This is a genomic window from Acinetobacter sp. A2, assembly GCF_048537555.1.
GTDB lineage: Bacteria > Pseudomonadota > Gammaproteobacteria > Pseudomonadales > Moraxellaceae > Acinetobacter.
On sequence record NZ_CP183239.1, the window covers coordinates 302,679 to 320,843 of the forward strand.

The 18,165-nt window shown below is 43.4% G+C and carries 17 protein-coding genes and 4 tRNA genes; 13 read left to right on the forward strand and 8 right to left on the reverse strand.

What is annotated here, in order from left to right; genetic code table 11:
• Positions 1 to 18: 18 nt before the first annotated feature.
• The 3 genes from ruvX to recN all read right to left on the reverse strand — a co-directional run bounded on the left by ruvX (position 19) and on the right by recN (position 2,784).
• The gene (ruvX, locus tag ACNS8M_RS01365) at positions 19 to 462 is read right to left on the reverse strand and encodes a Holliday junction resolvase RuvX (RefSeq protein WP_168417592.1); all 444 of its coding nucleotides are present in this window, start codon (positions 460 to 462) and stop codon (positions 19 to 21) included.
• Complete coding sequence (locus tag ACNS8M_RS01370; protein ID WP_168417591.1) at positions 455 to 1,009, reverse strand: YqgE/AlgH family protein; 555 nt, start codon at positions 1,007 to 1,009, stop codon at positions 455 to 457. Before ACNS8M_RS01370 ends, ruvX begins: the two co-directional genes overlap by 8 nt.
• 113 nt (positions 1,010 to 1,122) lie before the next feature.
• Complete coding sequence (recN, locus tag ACNS8M_RS01375; protein ID WP_168541323.1) at positions 1,123 to 2,784, reverse strand: DNA repair protein RecN; 1,662 nt, start codon at positions 2,782 to 2,784, stop codon at positions 1,123 to 1,125.
• 478 nt (positions 2,785 to 3,262) lie between these two features.
• On the opposite strand from recN, the gene ACNS8M_RS01380 reads away from it, so the two are divergent.
• The 3 genes from ACNS8M_RS01380 (at position 3,263) to ACNS8M_RS01390 (ending at position 5,485) form a co-directional block, all read left to right on the forward strand.
• The gene (locus tag ACNS8M_RS01380) at positions 3,263 to 3,586 is read left to right on the forward strand and encodes a pyrimidine/purine nucleoside phosphorylase (RefSeq protein ID WP_168417589.1); all 324 of its coding nucleotides are present in this window, start codon (positions 3,263 to 3,265) and stop codon (positions 3,584 to 3,586) included.
• A 178-nt stretch (positions 3,587 to 3,764) separates the two neighbouring features.
• The gene (gene rlmB, locus ACNS8M_RS01385) at positions 3,765 to 4,514 is read left to right on the forward strand and encodes a 23S rRNA (guanosine(2251)-2'-O)-methyltransferase RlmB (RefSeq protein WP_168541325.1); all 750 of its coding nucleotides are present in this window, start codon (positions 3,765 to 3,767) and stop codon (positions 4,512 to 4,514) included.
• A 41-nt stretch (positions 4,515 to 4,555) separates the two neighbouring features.
• A complete protein-coding gene (locus ACNS8M_RS01390) occupies positions 4,556 to 5,485 on the forward strand; it encodes a DMT family transporter (protein ID WP_168417587.1) in 930 nt (309 codons plus the stop codon).
• On the opposite strand, the gene coaE is transcribed toward ACNS8M_RS01390, so the two are convergent.
• Genes coaE through pilB form a run of 4 tightly spaced genes read right to left on the reverse strand, consistent with a single transcriptional unit; the run spans position 5,482 to position 9,929 of the window.
• Positions 5,482 to 6,090 carry a dephospho-CoA kinase gene (coaE, locus tag ACNS8M_RS01395; protein ID WP_168417586.1) on the reverse strand — a complete coding sequence of 203 codons (609 nt, stop codon included), beginning with the start codon at positions 6,088 to 6,090 and terminating at the stop codon, positions 5,482 to 5,484. The genes ACNS8M_RS01390 and coaE overlap by 4 nt on opposite strands.
• A gap of 9 nt (positions 6,091 to 6,099) precedes the next feature.
• On the reverse strand, positions 6,100 to 6,960 hold the full coding sequence (locus ACNS8M_RS01400; RefSeq protein WP_168541327.1) for a prepilin peptidase: 861 nt from the start codon (positions 6,958 to 6,960) through the stop codon (positions 6,100 to 6,102).
• A complete protein-coding gene (locus ACNS8M_RS01405; protein ID WP_168417584.1) occupies positions 6,960 to 8,186 on the reverse strand; it encodes a type II secretion system F family protein in 1,227 nt (408 codons plus the stop codon). Before ACNS8M_RS01405 ends, ACNS8M_RS01400 begins: the two co-directional genes overlap by 1 nt.
• A gap of 30 nt (positions 8,187 to 8,216) precedes the next feature.
• Positions 8,217 to 9,929, reverse strand: a complete 1,713-nt coding sequence (gene pilB, locus ACNS8M_RS01410; protein WP_168417583.1) for a type IV-A pilus assembly ATPase PilB — start codon at positions 9,927 to 9,929, stop codon at positions 8,217 to 8,219.
• Positions 9,930 to 10,206: 277 nt separating this feature from the next.
• Here pilB and tpiA point away from each other — a divergent pair, with 277 nt between their 5' ends.
• From tpiA to ACNS8M_RS01460, 10 genes are all read left to right on the forward strand, one after another.
• Positions 10,207 to 10,998 (forward strand): triose-phosphate isomerase, encoded by a 792-nt coding sequence (tpiA, locus tag ACNS8M_RS01415; protein ID WP_168417582.1) that lies wholly within the window; start codon positions 10,207 to 10,209, stop codon positions 10,996 to 10,998.
• A gap of 13 nt (positions 10,999 to 11,011) precedes the next feature.
• Entirely contained in the window at positions 11,012 to 11,341 is a 330-nt protein-coding gene (gene secG, locus ACNS8M_RS01420) for a preprotein translocase subunit SecG (protein ID WP_168417581.1), read from the forward strand.
• A gap of 53 nt (positions 11,342 to 11,394) precedes the next feature.
• Positions 11,395 to 11,479 (forward strand) — tRNA-Leu (locus ACNS8M_RS01425).
• A gap of 46 nt (positions 11,480 to 11,525) precedes the next feature.
• A tRNA-Met gene (locus ACNS8M_RS01430) sits at positions 11,526 to 11,602 on the forward strand.
• A gap of 183 nt (positions 11,603 to 11,785) precedes the next feature.
• Positions 11,786 to 11,862, forward strand: a tRNA-Met gene (locus tag ACNS8M_RS01435).
• Between the two features lie 229 nt (positions 11,863 to 12,091).
• Positions 12,092 to 12,168, forward strand: a tRNA-Met gene (locus ACNS8M_RS01440).
• A 330-nt stretch (positions 12,169 to 12,498) separates the two neighbouring features.
• Positions 12,499 to 13,023, forward strand: a complete 525-nt coding sequence (gene rimP, locus ACNS8M_RS01445; RefSeq protein ID WP_168460415.1) for a ribosome maturation factor RimP — start codon at positions 12,499 to 12,501, stop codon at positions 13,021 to 13,023.
• A 35-nt stretch (positions 13,024 to 13,058) separates the two neighbouring features.
• Positions 13,059 to 14,543, forward strand: coding sequence for a transcription termination factor NusA (nusA, locus tag ACNS8M_RS01450; RefSeq protein ID WP_168417579.1), 1,485 nt, complete (start codon positions 13,059 to 13,061; stop codon positions 14,541 to 14,543).
• A 10-nt stretch (positions 14,544 to 14,553) separates the two neighbouring features.
• The gene (infB, locus tag ACNS8M_RS01455) at positions 14,554 to 17,277 is read left to right on the forward strand and encodes a translation initiation factor IF-2 (RefSeq protein WP_168541331.1); all 2,724 of its coding nucleotides are present in this window, start codon (positions 14,554 to 14,556) and stop codon (positions 17,275 to 17,277) included.
• Positions 17,277 to 17,681, forward strand: coding sequence for a ribosome-binding factor A (locus ACNS8M_RS01460; RefSeq protein ID WP_168417577.1), 405 nt, complete (start codon positions 17,277 to 17,279; stop codon positions 17,679 to 17,681). Before infB ends, ACNS8M_RS01460 begins: the two co-directional genes overlap by 1 nt.
• 77 nt (positions 17,682 to 17,758) lie before the next feature.
• Here the strand turns inward: ACNS8M_RS01460 and ACNS8M_RS01465 are convergent, their stop codons facing one another.
• Entirely contained in the window at positions 17,759 to 18,157 is a 399-nt protein-coding gene (locus ACNS8M_RS01465; protein ID WP_168541335.1) for a Na+/H+ antiporter subunit G, read from the reverse strand.
• Between the last annotated feature and the right edge of the window lie 8 nt (positions 18,158 to 18,165).

Here is an 18,165-nt window from a genome sequence, read left to right on the forward strand (position 1 = left end):
CTGTTTTAGGACTAACCTTTAAGGATTGATTGCCTGCGGATCACGATACCAGCTTTCAATCAACAAGGCTGCAGCAATACTATCTGCCGCTAATTTTTTGCCCCGACCTTGTGCTTGATAGTGTTCAAGTTCATCACGTGCTTCACGTGTGGTCAGACGTTCATCCACCATAAAAGTTTGAATATTGGTTTGGTGACGCAGACGTTTGGCAAACTTTCGTGCGCGGGTAGACAGCTCTGATTCGCTATCATCCATATTTAAAGGCAGACCCACCAAAAATAAGTTGGGTTGATGTTGCTGCACAATTTTAAGCAGAGCATCCCATTGAGGAATGCCATCTTTCATAGGGAACAGCGCCAAAGGGCTGGCACTTTCAATCAGGGATTGTCCCACCGCCATGCCCATTTTTTGTGTACCAAAATCAAAGGCCATAATGCTCTGTGCTGATGATGTTTCAGGCATGACCAATCTCTGAAGATAACCAAGTGCGGTCTACGCCCATTTTCCGATAGGCAGCATCCCAGCGGTCGTCATAGGGTAAATTAAAAATCAAGTCCATGTCTGATTCGCAAATTAGCCAATCGCCTCGAGCAATTTCCTGTTCTAGTTGTTGTTTGCCCCAACTGGCATAGCCTAGTGCAATTTGATAGCGACCTACGCCTTCGTTGTGGGCAATTGCATCTAAAATATCTTTAGAGGTGGTAATACAGACGTTTTCACCCACTGCAATAGACGAATGCCAAGTTGGCTGACCAGTGTGTAAAACAAAACCTGCCTCAGGTCGCAATGGGCCACCTTGTAAAACCTCGTGAGGATGCACATTATCGGCGTCTATGTCTAAATCATTCAGTAATTCCTTGATCTGAATGCCAGAAGGACGGTTGATAATAATGCCTTGCGCACCATCTTCATCATGACGAGCCAAATAAATAACGGTATTTGCAAAAAAATCGTCATTCATATCGGGCGGGGCAATGAGACAGCGATGCGTCAGATATTGTTTGGTCACCTAAGCAATTCTCCTTAAAAACAGTTGCTTCTAGAAAAAACCTATTCCTTTAGGGTACACGTTACTTGAGCTTTGCGATTTCACCAAGCTCTTTTTGTGACAGAGTTGGTTTTTTAAGCCTGTTGAAACTTCAACTGACGTAATTGTTTGGCATGTTGCAAGGTAGTGTCGCTAATTTCAACACCGCCCGTCATGCGTGCCAGTTCTAAAATACGTTCATCTTCTTCTAATTCAACTATGGTGCTGCTAGCGGGATCAGTTTGACGTTTTTTCACTAAAAGATGTTGATCGGACTGTGCCGCCACTTGTGCCTGATGGGTAATACATAAAATCTGTACATGTTGTGCCAAACCTGCCAATAAGCGTCCGACAATTTCCGCAGTACCACCACTGATGCCGACATCAATCTCATCAAAAACCAAGACTTCGGCTTCAGTTTTTTCGGCATTCATAACTTGCATCACCAAGGCAATACGCGATAACTCACCACCAGAAGCCACACGCGCTAAAGGTTGAGCTGGAATACCTTTATTGGCGGTAAATAGCAATTGAATAAAGCTTAAGCCTTCGGCAGAAACTTGCTCCAGAGGTTCAAATTTAAATTCAAAATGTGCCTCAGGCAGTGCCAATTGTTTGACTTGCTCGGTCAGTTGTTTGGCCAATGGAGCGGCTGCCTCACGACGAATATCATCTAAATGCTGCGCTTTGGCTAAAAAGTCCTGATGCGCCACTTCAACTTGTTCTGCCAAAGTTTCAGGGTCTTCCAATTCATGCAGCGCAGTGAGTTCGGCTTGCCACGTTTCGTATTCCTGTTTGAGTAATTCGGGTTGAGTACGATACTTGCGTGCTAAACGATGGAAAACCTCAAGTTTCTGATTGAGTTCTTCCATACGCTCTGGGTCAAAACTTTGACGGTCAATAAATTGGCGCAAGTTTGCTGTTGCATCATCCAATTCACTTTGCGCATTGAGCAGAGAATTATAAATTTCGGACAGTTGCTCACTTCGCCCCGCATGTGATTCCAAACGTCGAATAATAGATGCAATTTCTTGGGTGATATTCGGTTCAGCTTCATCTAGTGCATTTAGACTGTAACTACAATCTTGCATGATATGTTCATGGTGGCTTAGACGATCAAACTCTTGCTCAATCTCTTTGTAATCTAATTGCACCAAGTCTTCGAGTTCTTCCAACTGTAAATTCAGCGTTTCCATGCGTTGTTTACGGGTGGCTTGCGCATCCAGTGCGGCTTGATGCTGACGGATATTTTTTTGCCAAGTGCTATAGGCATCACGCACCGCTTGGGCGGGCGCATAAAAATTATAATAACGATCGAGCCAATGCTTTGGATAAGGCGGCTCAAGCAATTGTTGCTGACTATACTGACTATACAATTGTACCAGCAAGCGCCCAATTTCTTTGAGCTCTGCCAAACTACTTGGACGACCATTAATCCAAGCCTTGCTGCGTCCTGTGGCAAAAATCACACGTCGTAAATGGATTTCTCCGGACTCGTCTGCTAACTCATGTTCTTTGAGCCATAGTGCTTCGGGGCTGTGTTCCTGATAGCTAAAGCTGGCAGTTACATCAGCCTTATCTGCACCAAAACGTACATAATTGGTATCGGTACGTTCACCTAAACAGGCAGAAAGCGCATCTAAAAGTAAGGATTTACCTGCACCAGTTTCCCCAGTTAGGACGTTAAACCCAGTTTCAATATCCAAGGCTAGGTGATCGGCAAGGGCAAAGTTAATCAGTGTTAAGTGAGTCAGCATAAACGCATCCAAGCTGCGAAAAGTGGCAGTTAAAAAGAGTCAAGTTTTTTGATATGCCACATTGCGGCTGTTATTTTCAATCAAAGCATCTTCGAGTCTATTTAATTCTAGCTTAAATTACAGCGCAAACAACAAAAAATGCAGCAAAGTCCAGATCATTTCATCTTATGGTCATTGAATCAGGGCATGCTTTACTTGGGGAGTTTTAAGTGCAGTTTGAGCGGGGAAGATGTGCCTGTCTAGGCAGAATGGGTGAACTATTTCACATTCAGCTTTAGCACTTTAGTCGCGGGAGCTTGGTGCATATTTGTGGATAGGAGCGGCAAGACCTTAGACAGCATGTATAGCGTGCTCTGCATTGTCTGGGGGATGGTCAACTTTACGCTAGCCCCTTTGTAAACACAGATTGATTAGTTCTGAGGACAGAATTAAACTACATCAGTCAAAAATATAAAAACGCGTTACCTGGAGATTACGCATGTCAGCTCAGTTTGATCATGTATCAGTTGTAAAAAAATCGAATGTCTATTTTGGTGGGCTATGCATCAGTCATACTGTGCAGTTTGAAGACGGCACCAAAAAAACATTAGGGGTGATTTTACCGACCGAACAAGCCTTAACTTTTGAAACGCATGTGCCTGAACGCATGGAAATTATTTCTGGTGAATGTCGTGTGAAAATTGCAGACAGCGAAGAAAGTGAATTGTTCCGTGCAGGTCAGTCATTCTATGTGCAAGGTAGCAGCCGCTTTACCATCGAAACTGACGATGTTTTAGATTACGTGTGTCATTTCGAAGGTTAATCAAGAGTAGGGTATTTTACATTCTCAACACAGTTTGCCTGTCAAATAATCAGAGAAATTGAGTTAAGAAATTTTCCCCTGAATCGGTTAAACTAGCTCTATTGAAATCCTGTAAAGTCAGCTTTGCAGGATTTTTCGTTTTCGCTGTTTTATTGGTGCATTAATTTAGAGGTCGTTCATGGCAAAACCTGAATATTATTATGGCGTTCACTCGGTGGAGTCATTATTGGAGCTTGAGCCAGAGCGCGTTTTAACTTTATTTACCTTAAAAGGGCGTGAAGACCAACGTTTGCAAAAAATTCTGGAACTGGCAGAGCCATTTGGCATTAGTGTGCAAAAAGCCAGCCGTGACAGTTTAGAAAAATTAGCAGGTCTACCTTTTCACCAAGGGGTGGTGGCGGCAGTGCGCCCACATCCAAGCTTGAATGAAAAAGACTTAGATAGTTTGTTGCAAGCGGATGCTCAGCCATTACTTTTAGCACTCGATCAAGTGACTGATCCACATAATTTAGGTGCCTGTATTCGTACGGCTGCCGCAATGGGTGTTGCTGCAGTGATTGTGCCACGCGATCGTTCTGCAAGTTTGACCCCAACCGCACGCAAAGTGGCTGCAGGTGGTGCAGAAAAAGTCAAATTTATTCAAGTCACCAATTTGGCCCGTACTTTGGCACATTTGAAACAAGAGTTTAATGTGCGTGTGGTGGGTACCATGTTGGATGAAAAAGCCTTACCAATTCAGCAGTTCGATTTTACCGGTACTGCGGTGTGTGTAGTAATGGGAGCAGAAGATACGGGCTTACGTCCAATTACTCAGTCACAATGCGATCAAACCGTATTTATTCCGATGGCAGGCAATTTGCAAAGTTTAAATGTCAGTGTTGCAACAGGGATGGCACTTTATGAAGCCTGTCGCCAGCGCCAAGCTTAAGTACAGATACTGAATTTTTATTGGATTGATGCCTTAACACTGTGATTCATTTATCTCCCCAAAAGCAGGGCTATGCCTTGGTATTGGTCACCATGTGTATTTGGGGTGGTTTTACCTTAACCGCACGGCTCAATGCACAATGGCAGATCAGTGCTTGGGATATTACTGCCTTACGTTTTGCCTTGGCTTTTTGTATTTTAATGCCGATCTTGATCTGGAAAAAAGATACGGCATTTTTATGGAAAAAACAGCCATTTATTTTGGCAATGATTGGTGGGGTGGGTTATTGCCTGACCGCCTATAGTGCATTTCATTATGTCCCTGCCGCACATGCAGCTATCTTTCTGAATGGTTGTATTCCTGTCTGTACAGCTATTGCCGCTTGGGTGTTGTTCCGTATTCCATTTGATCGACATACTTGGATCAGCATTGCGATTATGCTTACCGCAATTGCCAGTATGAGTGTGTTGATGTATCAAGAAACAGGTGTCGCCTTTGGTTTGGGGGATGGCTTGTTTTTCATCAGTGCCATCTGGTGGGGCATCTTTACTGTTTTACTTAGACAATGGAAGCTCTCGGCATGGCATGCCATGGCAGGTGTAGCAATCTGGTCGGCAATCGTCTATGTGCCAATCTACCTGCTGTTTTTCCCAAAACAACTTGGCGCACCCGAACCCATGCATTTATTGCTACAAACCATTTTTCATGGTGTATTCGTCGTGATTATTGCCACCTTAACGTATGTTGAAGCAATTAAGCGTTTAGGTGCATTTAAAGCGGGTAGTGTTGTTACTTTGGCGCCATTTATTGCCGCCATTCTTGCAGTGCCGTTGTTGGGTGAGCCTTTGAGCTTGGCAATTTTGTGTGGTTTATTGGGGATGGGGATTGGCGCGTTGCAACCTTGGCGTTGGTGGGCTAGACCTGATAGCTTAAAAGCACAACTAGAGCAGCAAAAAACACACACAGATTAGTGTGAGGATTGATTGGCTCGAGTTAAATACTGTTGGTGTAATACCTCCAGTTTGCTATACAAATGATCTAAATGCCCATCATTCAGCACAATATCATTGGCCAAGCGCTGTTTTTCAGCACGTGGCATTTGTGCCTGAATAATTTTATGAATTTGTTCAACCGTTTGACCATCTCGTTGAGATGCTCGATGAATTTGTAATGCTTCGGTCGCATCAATGAGTAAAGTGTGTTGCGTCAGTTGATGTTGATTGGTTTCAAAGAGCAATGGTGAAACTAAAATCACATATGGGCTGTTGGCCTGCTGCAATTGCTGAATAATTGACTCACGAATTGCAGGATGAGTAATTTTTTCCAAGGCTTGGCGGGCGCTCGGTTCTTTGAAAATATGTTCACGTAAGGCACGGCGGTCAAGTTCGCCATTTTCAAGTAAAACCCAGTCACCAAATTGTTGTTGAATTTGGGTCAGTGCGGGTTGTCCTTTTTGTACCACTTCTCGTGCGACAACATCAGCATCGACCACGTGAATGCCTTGGGTCTCAAACCATGCACTGGCTGCAGATTTACCGCTGCCAATTCCTCCCGTTAGACCCAAAACAAAACGCATGTGCTGTCCTTATTGTCCTAAATAAACTTTCATGATTTGCTCGCCCCATAAAAAGGCAATCCAGCCTGCAATTGCAATATAAGGGCCAAATGCAAAAGGTTGGTTCTCTTTACGGATTTTTAGCAGAATAATGCCAATAATAGCGCCAACCAAAGAAGATAAAAGCACAATCAGCGGCAACATCATTGGACCCATCCAAGCGCCTAAGGCTGCAAGGAGTTTAAAGTCGCCATAGCCCATGCCTTCTTTGCCTGTAATAATTTTAAACAGGTAATACACTACCCATAAGCATAAGAAGCCAATGACATAACCCCAAATAGCAGAGGTAGGTGAGGTGTAGATGGCATAACTGTTGATTGCTAAGCCCAATGCAGCCAAAGGTAGGGTATAGCGATCGGGCAAGAGTTGAGTGTCGAAATCAATAAAGGTGAGGGCAATTAAGATATAGGTCAGTATCAAACCGAACAGCATTTGTACAGTTGGGCCAAATACGGCAACCACAATCAGCGCACAAACTGCGCTTAAAACTTCAATCAGTGGATAGCGCATACTGATAGGGTTTTGACAGTGCCCGCATTTGCCACGTAAAACTAACCAGCTCAGTACAGGAATATTCTGATACCAACGAATAGGTGTATGACATTTAGGGCAAGTCGAGGCGGGTTTGCTCAGTGTGATTTTACTTTCATCAATAATAGCTTGTTCTGGATGTAACAGCATTTGGCAGTCTGTACGCCATTCCTGCTCCATCATTTTTGGTGTGCGGTATATGACCACATTCAAAAAACTGCCAATACATAAACTAAAAAGTCCAACTGCGATGTACAACGCAGTTGGATTTTGAATAAAATACGCGATTAATTCTTGCATTAAACCACAGAACCCATTTGGAAGATTGGAAGGTACATAGCCACAACCAAACCACCGACTAAAATACCTAACACAGACATAATCAGAGGTTCCATCATCGAGGTTAAACCATCTACTGCGTTATCTACTTCGTTTTCATAGTGGGTTGCGACTTTATCTAACATGGCATCGAGTGCACCAGACTCTTCACCAATCGCCACCATTTGCACGGCCATCGCTGGGAATTTATTGGTAACGCGCATGGCGAATTGTAGTTGCTGACCTGTGGCGACATCTTCACGAATTTTCATGACCGCTTCTTCATAGACCACGTTGTTGGTTGCACCTGCAGTTGATTCCAAAGCATCAATTAATGGTACACCCGCAGCGAAGGTCGTGGCTAAGGTACGGCTATAACGTGCAATAATGGCTTTATAGACCAAATCACCAAAAATAGGTGCTTTGAGTGCAGCTTTGTCCAAGAAATCACGGAATTTTTTACTCCGTTTTTTAGCTTCGAGGAAACCTGCAATAATGACACCAATTACAATAATCAGCAGGAACCAATATTTCTGCATCCATTGTGACATGTTTACCACCATTTTAGTGAAGGCAGGTAAGTCTGCACCAAAAGAGCTAAACAATTCTTCAAATACAGGAACAACTTTTACCATCAAAATAATGGTCACAATCACAGCCACTACAATGACCGTTGCAGGGTATTTCATGGCTTTTTTGATTTTTTGTTTTAACAATTCGCTCTTTTCTTTATAGATCGCAACACGATCTAGCATAGTTTCCAGCGCACCTGATTGTTCACCAGATTCCACTAAAGAGCAGAATAAGTTGTCAAAATATTGAGGATATTTACGCAATGCACCAGCAAAGGTATTCCCGCCTTCAACCTCGCCTTTAATGCCCAGTACCACTTCACGCATGGCAGGGTTTTCTAGACCTTCGGCAACAATTTCAAAGCTTTGTACCAAAGGCACACCTGCTTTCATCATCGTGGCAAGCTGACGCGTGAAAATCGTGATGTCGAGCGTTGACACCCGTTTTTTCATTAAGCCATCAAGAATATTCTTTTTCTTTTGGCGAATGGTCTTGATGGTAATTCCTTGTTTACGCAATGTGACTTTTGCCAAAGCCATATTACGCGCTGGAATTTCCCCTTTAAGCTTAGCCCCTTTGCGGTCAATCCCCTCATAAACGAAGGTGGGCATCATCTGTGCTTTTTTGACAGCCATGCGTATTTATCCTTATTTTAAATATTACATCTATTCACTGGTCACACGATTGACTTCTTGAAGTGAAGTCACCCCCTGCATGACCTTAAGTAACCCCGAGCGACGTAGATTGTTAAACCCCAATTTTGCCGATGCTTCAGCAATTTGGATGGCATTGCCATCCTCCATAATAAGTTTGGAAATTTCTGGTGTGACTTTCATCACTTCATAAATACCGACACGTCCTTTGTAGCCTTCACGACATTCAGCACAGCCTACTGGTTGGTAGACCTGAAACTCTGGATTGTTCAAGTCGGCTTCTGTAAAACCCATTTCCAATAAGCTTTGTTTTGGAATATCTGACGGTGTTTTGCAATACGAGCATAGGCGTCGAGCCAGACGCTGTGCAATCACCATATTGACTGAAGTCGCAATGTTAAAGGATGGTACTCCCATGTTGCGTAAACGGGTTAAAGTTTCTGGTGCACTGTTGGTATGCAGTGTTGACATCACCATGTGACCCGTTTGTGCTGCTTTAATTGCAATTTCTGCTGTTTCTAAGTCACGAATCTCACCCACCATAACAATGTCAGGGTCTTGACGTAAGAATGATTTCAGCGCTGCAGCAAAGGTCAGACCAACTTTATTGTTGACGTTAACCTGATTGATCCCTTCAAGGTTAATTTCCACAGGGTCTTCGGCAGTGGAAATGTTGGTGTCTTCTCGGTTTAGAATGTTTAAACCTGTATAGAGCGATACCGTTTTACCTGAACCTGTTGGACCTGTGATCAGTAACATACCTTGCGGTTTGTCCAGAGCTTCCATAAACAAAGCTTTTTGTTCAGGCTCATAACCCAAGGCATCAATCCCAAGCATGGCGCTAGATGGATCTAAAATACGCAGTACAATTTTTTCACCGAACAAGGTTGGCAAGGAGTTAACACGGAAGTCGATGGATTTATTCTTAGACAGTTTAAGTTTAATACGACCATCTTGCGGCACACGTTTTTCAGAAATATCCATTTGCGACATGACTTTCAAGCGTGATGCCATACGATTGGCTAACTGTAATGGTGGATTGGCAATTTGACGTAAGACCCCATCGACACGGTAACGCACGCGATAGGTTTTTTCATAGGGTTCAAAGTGTAAGTCCGAGGCACCCATACGAATCGCATCAATCAGTAATTTATTGATGTATTTGACGATAGGGGATTCATCGCCCTGTGGCTCATCTTCTGTGGCTTGTTCTTGTTCGTTGTCGCCTTCGTCAAAGTTGAGTTCAAAGTCATCATCTTCAAACTCAAAAGCAGATTCACCTGCGAAGTTCTGCTCAATCAGTTTGGCCAGTTTGTCATGTTCAACCACAATTGCTTCAACATTCATTTTACTGTTGAAACGAATCGCATCCATCGCTTCGATATTGGTTGGGTTACTGGTCGCAACGTAAAGTAAATTATTACGTTTAAAAATAGGCAGTAGGCAATATTTGCTGAACAGCTTTTCATCGATGCCTTCACGCACAATCAAAGCGGAATCATAGACACCTAAGTCAAAAATAGGTTCACCAAATTCATTGGAAATTTTTTCAGCAATCAGCAAAGGTGAAATATTCAGGTTCTGAATGAGATAGGGAACAATGTCAATTTTTTCTTTTTGTGCAGAGGCAATCGCAGTTTGCATGTTTTCAGCAGAAACGAGCCCATCTTCGACCAAACGCCGAATAAAACCTGTGAATCTAGGTGTAGCTTGTTGTACTGACATTCCCCAACGTCCTCAAATTTAAGATTGTTTATAATTGGTATCGTAAAATTATACTTTTGTTGCATAAAAATACCATATCTGAAAGTGCTGTCACCACCTAAGTATCGCTTAAAAGCATGAACCAGTTACATTAATCTGTTAAAAAAATTGTAAGTCTTGCCCTGAAAAGATACTTCATGCTGAGCTTTGATGCAAAGCTTGCACAAAAAACTCAGCAGAAATGTGATTTGCGTGTAGAATGTGCGCGATTAAATGAATTGTTTTTGTAGGTTATTCTATGTCGGCTACGACGATTAAGCCTTGGGTGGTTGGCAATTGGAAGATGAATCCGATGCATGCCGACGCTCAGCAACTTATTTCTGAATTTAAAACATTATTACAAGAAAGTCCTGTAGATGCTGAAAAGTGTCATTTGGGTGTTGCCCCTGTAACGTTGGCATTAGCGCAAACGCAGGAGGCATTGGCTGATGCAGTGCGTCCTGTTTATACCGTAGCGCAAGACCTTTCACGTATTGCAGGCTTGGGGGCTTACACGGGTGAGGTGAGTGCAGAATTACTTAAAGATAGCCAGGTTGAATATGTGTTGGTCGGACATTCTGAACGCCGCGAGCTGTTTGCAGAAACACCAGCCATTTTGAATGAAAAAGTAAAAAATGCCTTGCAGGCGGGGTTGACTGTTATTTACTGCGTTGGCGAAAGTTTGGAACAGCGTGAAAATGGTCAGGCAGAGCAGGTGGTATTACAGCAAATTTGTGATATCGCTGCAGTGGTTGAAGCAGAACAATGGCAGAAAATTGTAATTGCTTATGAGCCAATTTGGGCTATTGGTACGGGTAAAACAGCATCTCCTGAAGATGCTCAAGCCATGCATGCTAAAATTCGTGAAGGTTTAAGCCAAATAACTAGTTTTGCCGTGACTTTACCGATTTTATATGGTGGTAGTGTAAAACCAGAAAATGCCGTAGAGTTAGCAGCTTGCCCAGACATTAATGGTGCCTTGGTGGGTGGTGCATCACTGAATGCAGCATCGTTCCATCACATTGCACAAGCCTTTGCAAATACACAATAATGAGGAGTTCAGCATGCAAACATTTGTGCTGGTAGTACATATTATCTTGGCCATTTTAATGATTGGACTAATTTTGGTTCAACATGGTAAAGGTGCAGATGCGGGCGCTTCTTTTGGTGGCGGTGGTGCTGCAACTGTATTTGGTGCTTCGGGTTCGGGTAACTTCTTGACCCGTTTGACCGCAATTTTAACGGCATTATTTTTTGCCACCAGTTTAACTTTGGCTGTCTTTGCCAAAAAACAAACGACAGGTGCATATAGTTTGCAGACCGTACAAAATACTGTACCAGCACAACCTGTATCGCCTGAAACTTCACCAACTGCGCCTAAAAGCGCTGAATAATTTTATTTAGCACTTTCTTTTTGCGCATGATGCGACTAGAATGCGTCACAGCTGCGGTGGTGGTGGAATTGGTAGACACGCTACCTTGAGGTGGTAGTGCTTTCGGGCGTGGGGGTTCAAGTCCCCCCTTCCGCACCAACTTGTAATCCAGAACATAAGTTGGTGTGAGCAGCAAATCTGTTGATGCGGGATGGAGCAGTCTGGTAGCTCGTCGGGCTCATAACCCGAAGGTCGTTGGTTCAAATCCAGCTCCCGCTACCATTTTTAATGGTTTGGTATTGCTATTCATAAAATGAGATGCTCGCTTGTCGGACTTAGCTTTTTATAACTTAGCGGAGGTGGTTTTGTTTAATCCGAGCTCCCGTTACCAATCAAATCTTAAGTTTAATTGCAAATAAACTTAGGCAACTTAATTTAAAGTTGAGATGAATTTTTGCATATTGTTGCGGGATGGAGCAGTCTGGTAGCTCGTCGGGCTCATAACCCGAAGGTCGTTGGTTCAAATCCAGCTCCCGCTACCAAGATTTAAGGTGGTAAGGTTTAGTTGTAAGGCGTTGTAGCTCATTGGGCTCAGCTTTTATAACTTGGCGAAGGTTGTTGGTTCAAATCCAGCTCCCGCTACCAAGATTTAAAAGTGTAATAAGCCTTAAGCTTGTTAGACTTAACTGATTAAGGTGCAACTTAGTCAGGCAAACATGCTAAGTTTGATTGAAAACTTATTCATTTTTGTATATAATTTTTGCACGTTGATGCGGGATGGAGCAGTCTGGTAGCTCGTCGGGCTCATAACCCGAAGGTCGTTGGTTCAAATCCAGCTCCCGCTACCATTTTTGAAAGTATGGTAACGCTGTTTATTGATAAGTCGCTACTCAAGCATGACTTTAAATTACTAGCGAAGATACTTGGTTCAGACCCAGTTTCCATTACCAAATTTCTTAAGAGGCTCACAACAAGGTGGGCCTTTTTGCACAGTGGACATTGGTTTTGCTGTGTAAGAATAGGGGCGATTACGCCCTTTTTTATTGGCTATCGTGTAGTGTCGATACAAGCCGTGCGCGGCCTAAAGTCAAAGTGTCATGTTTCACTACTACTATAGTTTGTATGAATGTGTAGTGGTCAAATAAGACCATTGAACCGCAGCAGAATGACGAGAGTAAATGAAGCTATCAAATAAAACTCAAGCACTTCAGGACTTAATTGCGCCAGCAGTGCAAGCATGTGATGTGGATCTTTGGGGAATCGAATTTATTCCACAAGGTAAGCGTTCTTTATTGCGTATTTATATCGACAAAGCGGTCGATGAAAATGCTGAACCTGTCTTAAATGAAGATGGTGAGTTAGAGCAAGGCCGTGGTATTGGTGTGCAAGACTGCGTGCGTGTGACTCAGCAAGTTGGCGCAATGTTGGATGTGCATGACCCAATTTCAGGTGAATATGCACTTGAAGTGTCATCTCCTGGTTGGGATCGTCCGTTTTTCCAACTTGAGCAGTTGCCTGCTTATATTGGGCAAACTGTCGCGTTACGTTTGATCAGTGCTGTAGATAACCGTCGTAAATTTCAAGCGAAATTGGTTGCGGTAGATCTAGAAAATGAAACCATTCAGGTTGAAGTTGAAAAGCAGCAAGTATTGGAGATTGACAGTCACAATATTGATAAAGCAAACCTGATCTACCAAGATTAATCAAATTAATAAGAATCTGAACGAATAGGTGACTTATGGCACGTGAAATTCTTACCGTCGTTGAAACGGTTAGTAACGAAAAAGGTGTAAGTCGTGAGGCAATTTTTGAGGCGCTTGAACAGGCTCTTGTTGCTGCGACGAAAAAGAAATTCTACGAAGGCACAAACTCAGAAGAAGCACGTTTGCGTGTGGAAATTGATCGTAAAACAGGTGACTACCGCACTTTCCGTCAATGGGAAGTTGTGGCAGATGAAGATCATGAAATGCCTGCATGCCAAGATGCGATTTCTGATCTAGACCCTGCACAATGGTCAATTGGCGATATTCGCGAACTTGAGGTTGAGTCGATTGACTTCGGTCGTATTGCGGCACAAATCGCTAAACAAGTGATTGTGCAAAAAATTCGTGAAGCAGAACGCGCATTGGTTGCAGATGCTTATGAAGCCAAAGTAGGCGAGCTGATTTACGGTGAAGTGAAAAAGCAAACTAAAGATGGTTTTATTATTGATTTAGGCGATAACGCAGAAGCGTATTTGGCACGTGAAGAAATGATTGCCAAAGAAATTTTGCGTCCTAAGCAACGTGTGAATGCAATTTTGTACAACGTAAACCGTGAAGGTCGTGGTGCACAATTATTGTTGTCACGTGCTAAGCCTGAAATGCTGATTGCTTTGATGAAGAAAGAAATTCCAGAGATTTCTGAAGAAATCATCGAGATTAAAGCAGCAGCGCGTCAGCCAGGTGTACGTGCAAAAATTGCCGTAAAAACCAACGACCATCGTATTGACCCTGTAGGTGCATGTATTGGTATGCGTGGTACACGTATCCAAGCAGTACAACAAGAGTTGAATGGTGAGCGTATTGACGTCGTGGTATGGTCTGATGATCCAGCTCAATATATTGCCAGCGCTTTAGAGCCTGCCGATGTATCGGGTATTGTGATTGATGAAGAAGAACGTACGGCTGACATTATTTTTGCAACCAGTGATCAGTTAGCACGTGCAATTGGTTCACAAGGTCAAAACGTACGTTTAGCGTCTGAACTTACAGGTTATAAGCTGAATATGATGCTTGAAGAAGAGTATCACGCACGTCAGCAAAACGAAGCACAACAGTACTTAGATTTATTTGTTTCACGTTTAGACATTGCTGAAGACTTGGCAATGGCTTTGGTTGAAATGGGCTTCACTTCATTAGAAGAAATTGCGTATGTTCCTGCGGAAACATTTGACGAAATTGATTTAGATGAAGAAATCGTTGAAATGCTACAAAGCCGTGCCAAAGAAGTGGCATTGGCAGATGCATTGCAACAGCAAGAAAATATTCAAGATCCGAGTGACGAACTTCTGGCAATGGAAGGCATGACACAAGAGATCGCTTATGCGCTTGCCGCTCGTGGTGTCATCACAGTTGATGATTTAGCTGACCAAGCAACTGACGATATCGAAGATATTGAAGGTTTAGGTTCAGATAAAGCGGGTCAATTGATTATGAAAGCGCGCGAATCATGGTTTAACTAGGAGGTAATGTATGACGGACAAGTCGATTAAAGAGTTAGCGCTCAGTGTAGGTCGTCCAGTTGAGAAGCTCCTGGAACAGGTTCGTGACGCAGGTTTACCACAGCGTAAGGCTGACGATATTATTTCCACTGAACAACAAAATACCCTAGTGAACCACTTGAAAAAGGTTCACGGTCAAGAGGGTAATGCAGGACAAATCACGTTGAAACGTAAAACCACCAGTACGGCTAAAGTGGCAAGTACTTCGGGCAAGGCGAAAACGATTAATGTAGAAGTTCGTAAGAAACATACGTTTGTAAAGCCAGACCCTGAACAAATTAAAGCGGAAGCACTGGCAAAAGCACAGGCTGAAGCAGCTGAAAAAGCTCGTGCGGAACAGCAATCACAAGCGACTGCAAAAGTACAAGCAAAAGCTGATGCGCCGCAAGCAGGTGCAGCAAAAGCAAAACAAGCTTTAGATGCAATGCGTGCAGCAGCAAAAAAAGAAACAGCGAAGCAAGAAGTGGCTAAAGCTGCGGTTGTGGTGAAACGTAAGTCAACCAACAAGCCAATTGTGAAGCAAGCGGTGAAGGTGACTGAAACACCTGAACAGAAGAAAGCGCGTGAAGCACAAGCGGCACAGTTGAAAGCGACTGAAGAAGCAGCACGTCGTAAGGCAGCTGAAGAAGCGCAGCAACGTACGCTTGAACAAATGCGTCAGATGGCATCTAAATATTCAAATGAAGATGCTACTGCAACTATTCGCGTGGTAGATGATTCTCCATTGGCCGCTGGTTTGGTTGGTCAAGCGTATGAAGATTCATTCGCGAAAGAAGACCGCGAAATCAAACGTGGTACCAATACTACCAATACACGTTCACCGAAAAAAGGTGGCCGTCGTGGTCAAGAAGAGCAATCGTTTAGCCAAAACCCGCATAAACGTGGTTTAAAAACTAGTCAAGCGAATAAGCACGGCTTTGAAAAACCAGTTAAAAAACAAGTTTATGATGTTGAAATTGGTGCAACCATTGTTGTCGCTGATCTTGCAGCAAAAATGGCTATTAAGGTGCGCGAAGTAATTAAGTCACTCATGAAAATGGGTGAGTTAGTTACGCAAAACCAAGCGATTGAGCAGGAAGTCGCGGCACTTGTAGTTGAAGAAATGGGCCATAACCCAGTATTGGTTTCAGATACTCAAGCCGAAGATAACTTACTTGAAGCAGCAGAAGAGGCACGTGGTGTTCAAACGACTCGTCCTCCTGTTGTAACGATTATGGGTCACGTTGACCATGGTAAGACATCATTGCTAGATCGTATTCGTCGTGCCAAAGTGGCAGCAGGCGAAGCCGGTGGTATTACCCAGCATATTGGTGCTTACCACGTACAAACCGACAAAGGTATTATTACCTTCTTAGATACACCAGGACACGCAGCATTTACAGCGATGCGTTCACGTGGTGCGAAAGCAACTGACATCGTGGTATTGGTTGTTGCAGCTGATGATGGTGTAATGCCACAAACAGCAGAAGCGATTGACCATGCGCGTGCAGCGGGTACGCCAATTATTGTGGCCATTAACAAAATGGACAAAGAATCGGCTGATCCAGATCGCGTATTGAACGAATTGACCACCAAAGAAATCGTACCTGAGCAATGGGGCGGTGATGTACCGGTTGCTATGGTTTCTGCGCATTCAGGTCAAGGGATTGATGAACTTCTTGACTTAATTTCAATTCAAGCAGAAATGATGGAATTGAAAGCATCTGAAGAAGGTGCAGCGCAAGGTGTGGTAATTGAAGCACGTGTAGACAAAGGTCGTGGTGCGGTGACTTCTATTCTGGTACAAAACGGTACCTTGAATGTAGGTGATTTAGTACTTGCAGGTTCATCTTATGGCCGTGTACGTGCTATGACGGATGAAAATGGTAAGCGTATTAAATCTGCAGGTCCTTCAATTCCAGTTGAAATTTTAGGTTTACCTGAAGCGCCAATGGCGGGTGACGAAGTTCTTGTTGTGAATGACGAGAAGAAAGCCCGTGAAGTTGCAGATGCACGTATGGATCGTGAGCGTCAAAAACGTCTTGAACGTCAAAGCGCAATGCGTCTTGAAAACATCATGGCATCAATGGGCAAAAAAGACGTACCATTTGTCAATGTGGTATTGAAAACAGATGTACGTGGTACTTTAGAAGCCTTGATCGTAGCGTTAGGTGAATTGTCTACCGATGAAGTACGTGTTCGTGTGATTGGTTCAGGTGTAGGTGCAATCACTGAATCTGACGTGACATTGGCAGAATCTTCTGAGGCGGTATTACTTGGCTTTAACGTACGTGCGGACAATACTGCACGTCAAAAAGCAGATGCAGATGGTATCGACATTCGTTACTACTCAATCATCTATCAATTAATTGATGATGTGAAAGATGCAATGAGCGGTAAGCTTGCACCAGAACACCGTGAAACGATTCTGGGTGTTGCTGAAGTACGTGAAGTGTTCCACTCAAGTAAATTCGGTGCTGCAGCAGGTTGTATGGTACTGGAAGGCGTACTTCACCGTAACAAACCGATTCGCGTTTTACGTGATGATGTGGTGGTATTCCAAGGTGAGCTTGAATCACTTCGTCGCTATAAAGACGTGGTGGAAGAAGTTCGCGCTGGTATGGAATGTGGTCTTGCAGTCAAAGGCTATAAAGACATCAAAGCACTCGACAAGATTGAAGTGTACGATGTTCAATTGATCAAACGGAGTCTTTAATGGCGGGTAGTCAACGTCTGAAGCGTATGGCCGATTCAGTACAGCGCGAGCTGTCTGAATTGATTCGCCAAGAGCTGAAAGATCCACGCTTAGGTGGTCTGGTGACCATCTCTGCGGTGAAGGTGAGCCCAGACTTAGGATATGCCGAAGTGTACGTAACCGTAATGGGACGTGAATTAGGCGATGAGCAAAGCGAAGCGGCAAACAAAGAAACATTGGATGTATTAAACAAGGCATCAGGTTTCTTGCGCCATGAGCTGAGCCGTCGTATTAAAACACGCATTACCCCGCGTTTGCGTTTCCACTACGACAAAACCAATGCTTATGGTAACTATATGTTTGGTTTAATTGCAGAAGCAGTCAAAGATTTGCCACCTGCAGAACCTAAGCAAGATGATGAATAATCGAATCGAGAAATTCTAAATAAAATGCCACCTTAGGGTGGCATTTTTTATGGTTAGAAAATAATGAAAGTTCAGTATTACATTAAATCATCATTAGACTTTTTTTCATAACGACGCAAGTTGCGAAGTTGACGCTGCCATGGCAACGGACGCTCTAAGGTTTCAGGTACATTACCACTCATTGAACGTAAGCGTAAATGCAGTGCCGCTTGCGCCATTAAATTGGCTGAAACAGGCGCAGTAATAAACGCAAACAAGGTAATCAATACTTCAGCAAAACCAAAGCGACCTTCAAATGCTGCATAAATAATTGCAGCAATTAAAAAGCTCCCTAATCCTAAAGTACTTGACTTGGTTGGTGCATGTAAGCGCATGAATAAGTCAGGCAGACGCACCATACCAATGCCGCCAACCAGCATAAAAAACGCCCCAATAATTAAAAAGAATGACACCGAAATTTCCATGAGTAATTGCATGTGTAGTC

Bases quoted from the DNA above. Each gene is read 5' to 3' on its own strand.
- recN (WP_168541323.1), bottom strand. From the start codon at position 2,784: ATGCTGACTCACTTAACACTGATTAACTTTGCCCTTGCCGATCACCTA.
- ACNS8M_RS01405 (WP_168417584.1), bottom strand. From the start codon at position 8,186: ATGGCTGTCAAAAAAGCACAGATGATGCCCACCTTCGTTTATGAGGGG.
- rlmB (WP_168541325.1), top strand. From the start codon at position 3,765: ATGGCAAAACCTGAATATTATTATGGCGTTCACTCGGTGGAGTCATTA.
- ruvX (WP_168417592.1), bottom strand. From the start codon at position 462: ATGCCTGAAACATCATCAGCACAGAGCATTATGGCCTTTGATTTTGGT.
- coaE (WP_168417586.1), bottom strand. From the start codon at position 6,090: ATGCGTTTTGTTTTGGGTCTAACGGGAGGAATTGGCAGCGGTAAATCT.
- ACNS8M_RS01465 (WP_168541335.1), bottom strand. From the start codon at position 18,157: ATGCAATTACTCATGGAAATTTCGGTGTCATTCTTTTTAATTATTGGG.
- ACNS8M_RS01460 (WP_168417577.1), top strand. From the start codon at position 17,277: ATGGCGGGTAGTCAACGTCTGAAGCGTATGGCCGATTCAGTACAGCGC.
- ACNS8M_RS01380 (WP_168417589.1), top strand. From the start codon at position 3,263: ATGTCAGCTCAGTTTGATCATGTATCAGTTGTAAAAAAATCGAATGTC.
- tpiA (WP_168417582.1), top strand. From the start codon at position 10,207: ATGTCGGCTACGACGATTAAGCCTTGGGTGGTTGGCAATTGGAAGATG.
- rimP (WP_168460415.1), top strand. From the start codon at position 12,499: ATGAAGCTATCAAATAAAACTCAAGCACTTCAGGACTTAATTGCGCCA.
- pilB (WP_168417583.1), bottom strand. From the start codon at position 9,929: ATGTCAGTACAACAAGCTACACCTAGATTCACAGGTTTTATTCGGCGT.
- ACNS8M_RS01400 (WP_168541327.1), bottom strand. From the start codon at position 6,960: ATGCAAGAATTAATCGCGTATTTTATTCAAAATCCAACTGCGTTGTAC.
- secG (WP_168417581.1), top strand. From the start codon at position 11,012: ATGCAAACATTTGTGCTGGTAGTACATATTATCTTGGCCATTTTAATG.
- infB (WP_168541331.1), top strand. From the start codon at position 14,554: ATGACGGACAAGTCGATTAAAGAGTTAGCGCTCAGTGTAGGTCGTCCA.
- nusA (WP_168417579.1), top strand. From the start codon at position 13,059: ATGGCACGTGAAATTCTTACCGTCGTTGAAACGGTTAGTAACGAAAAA.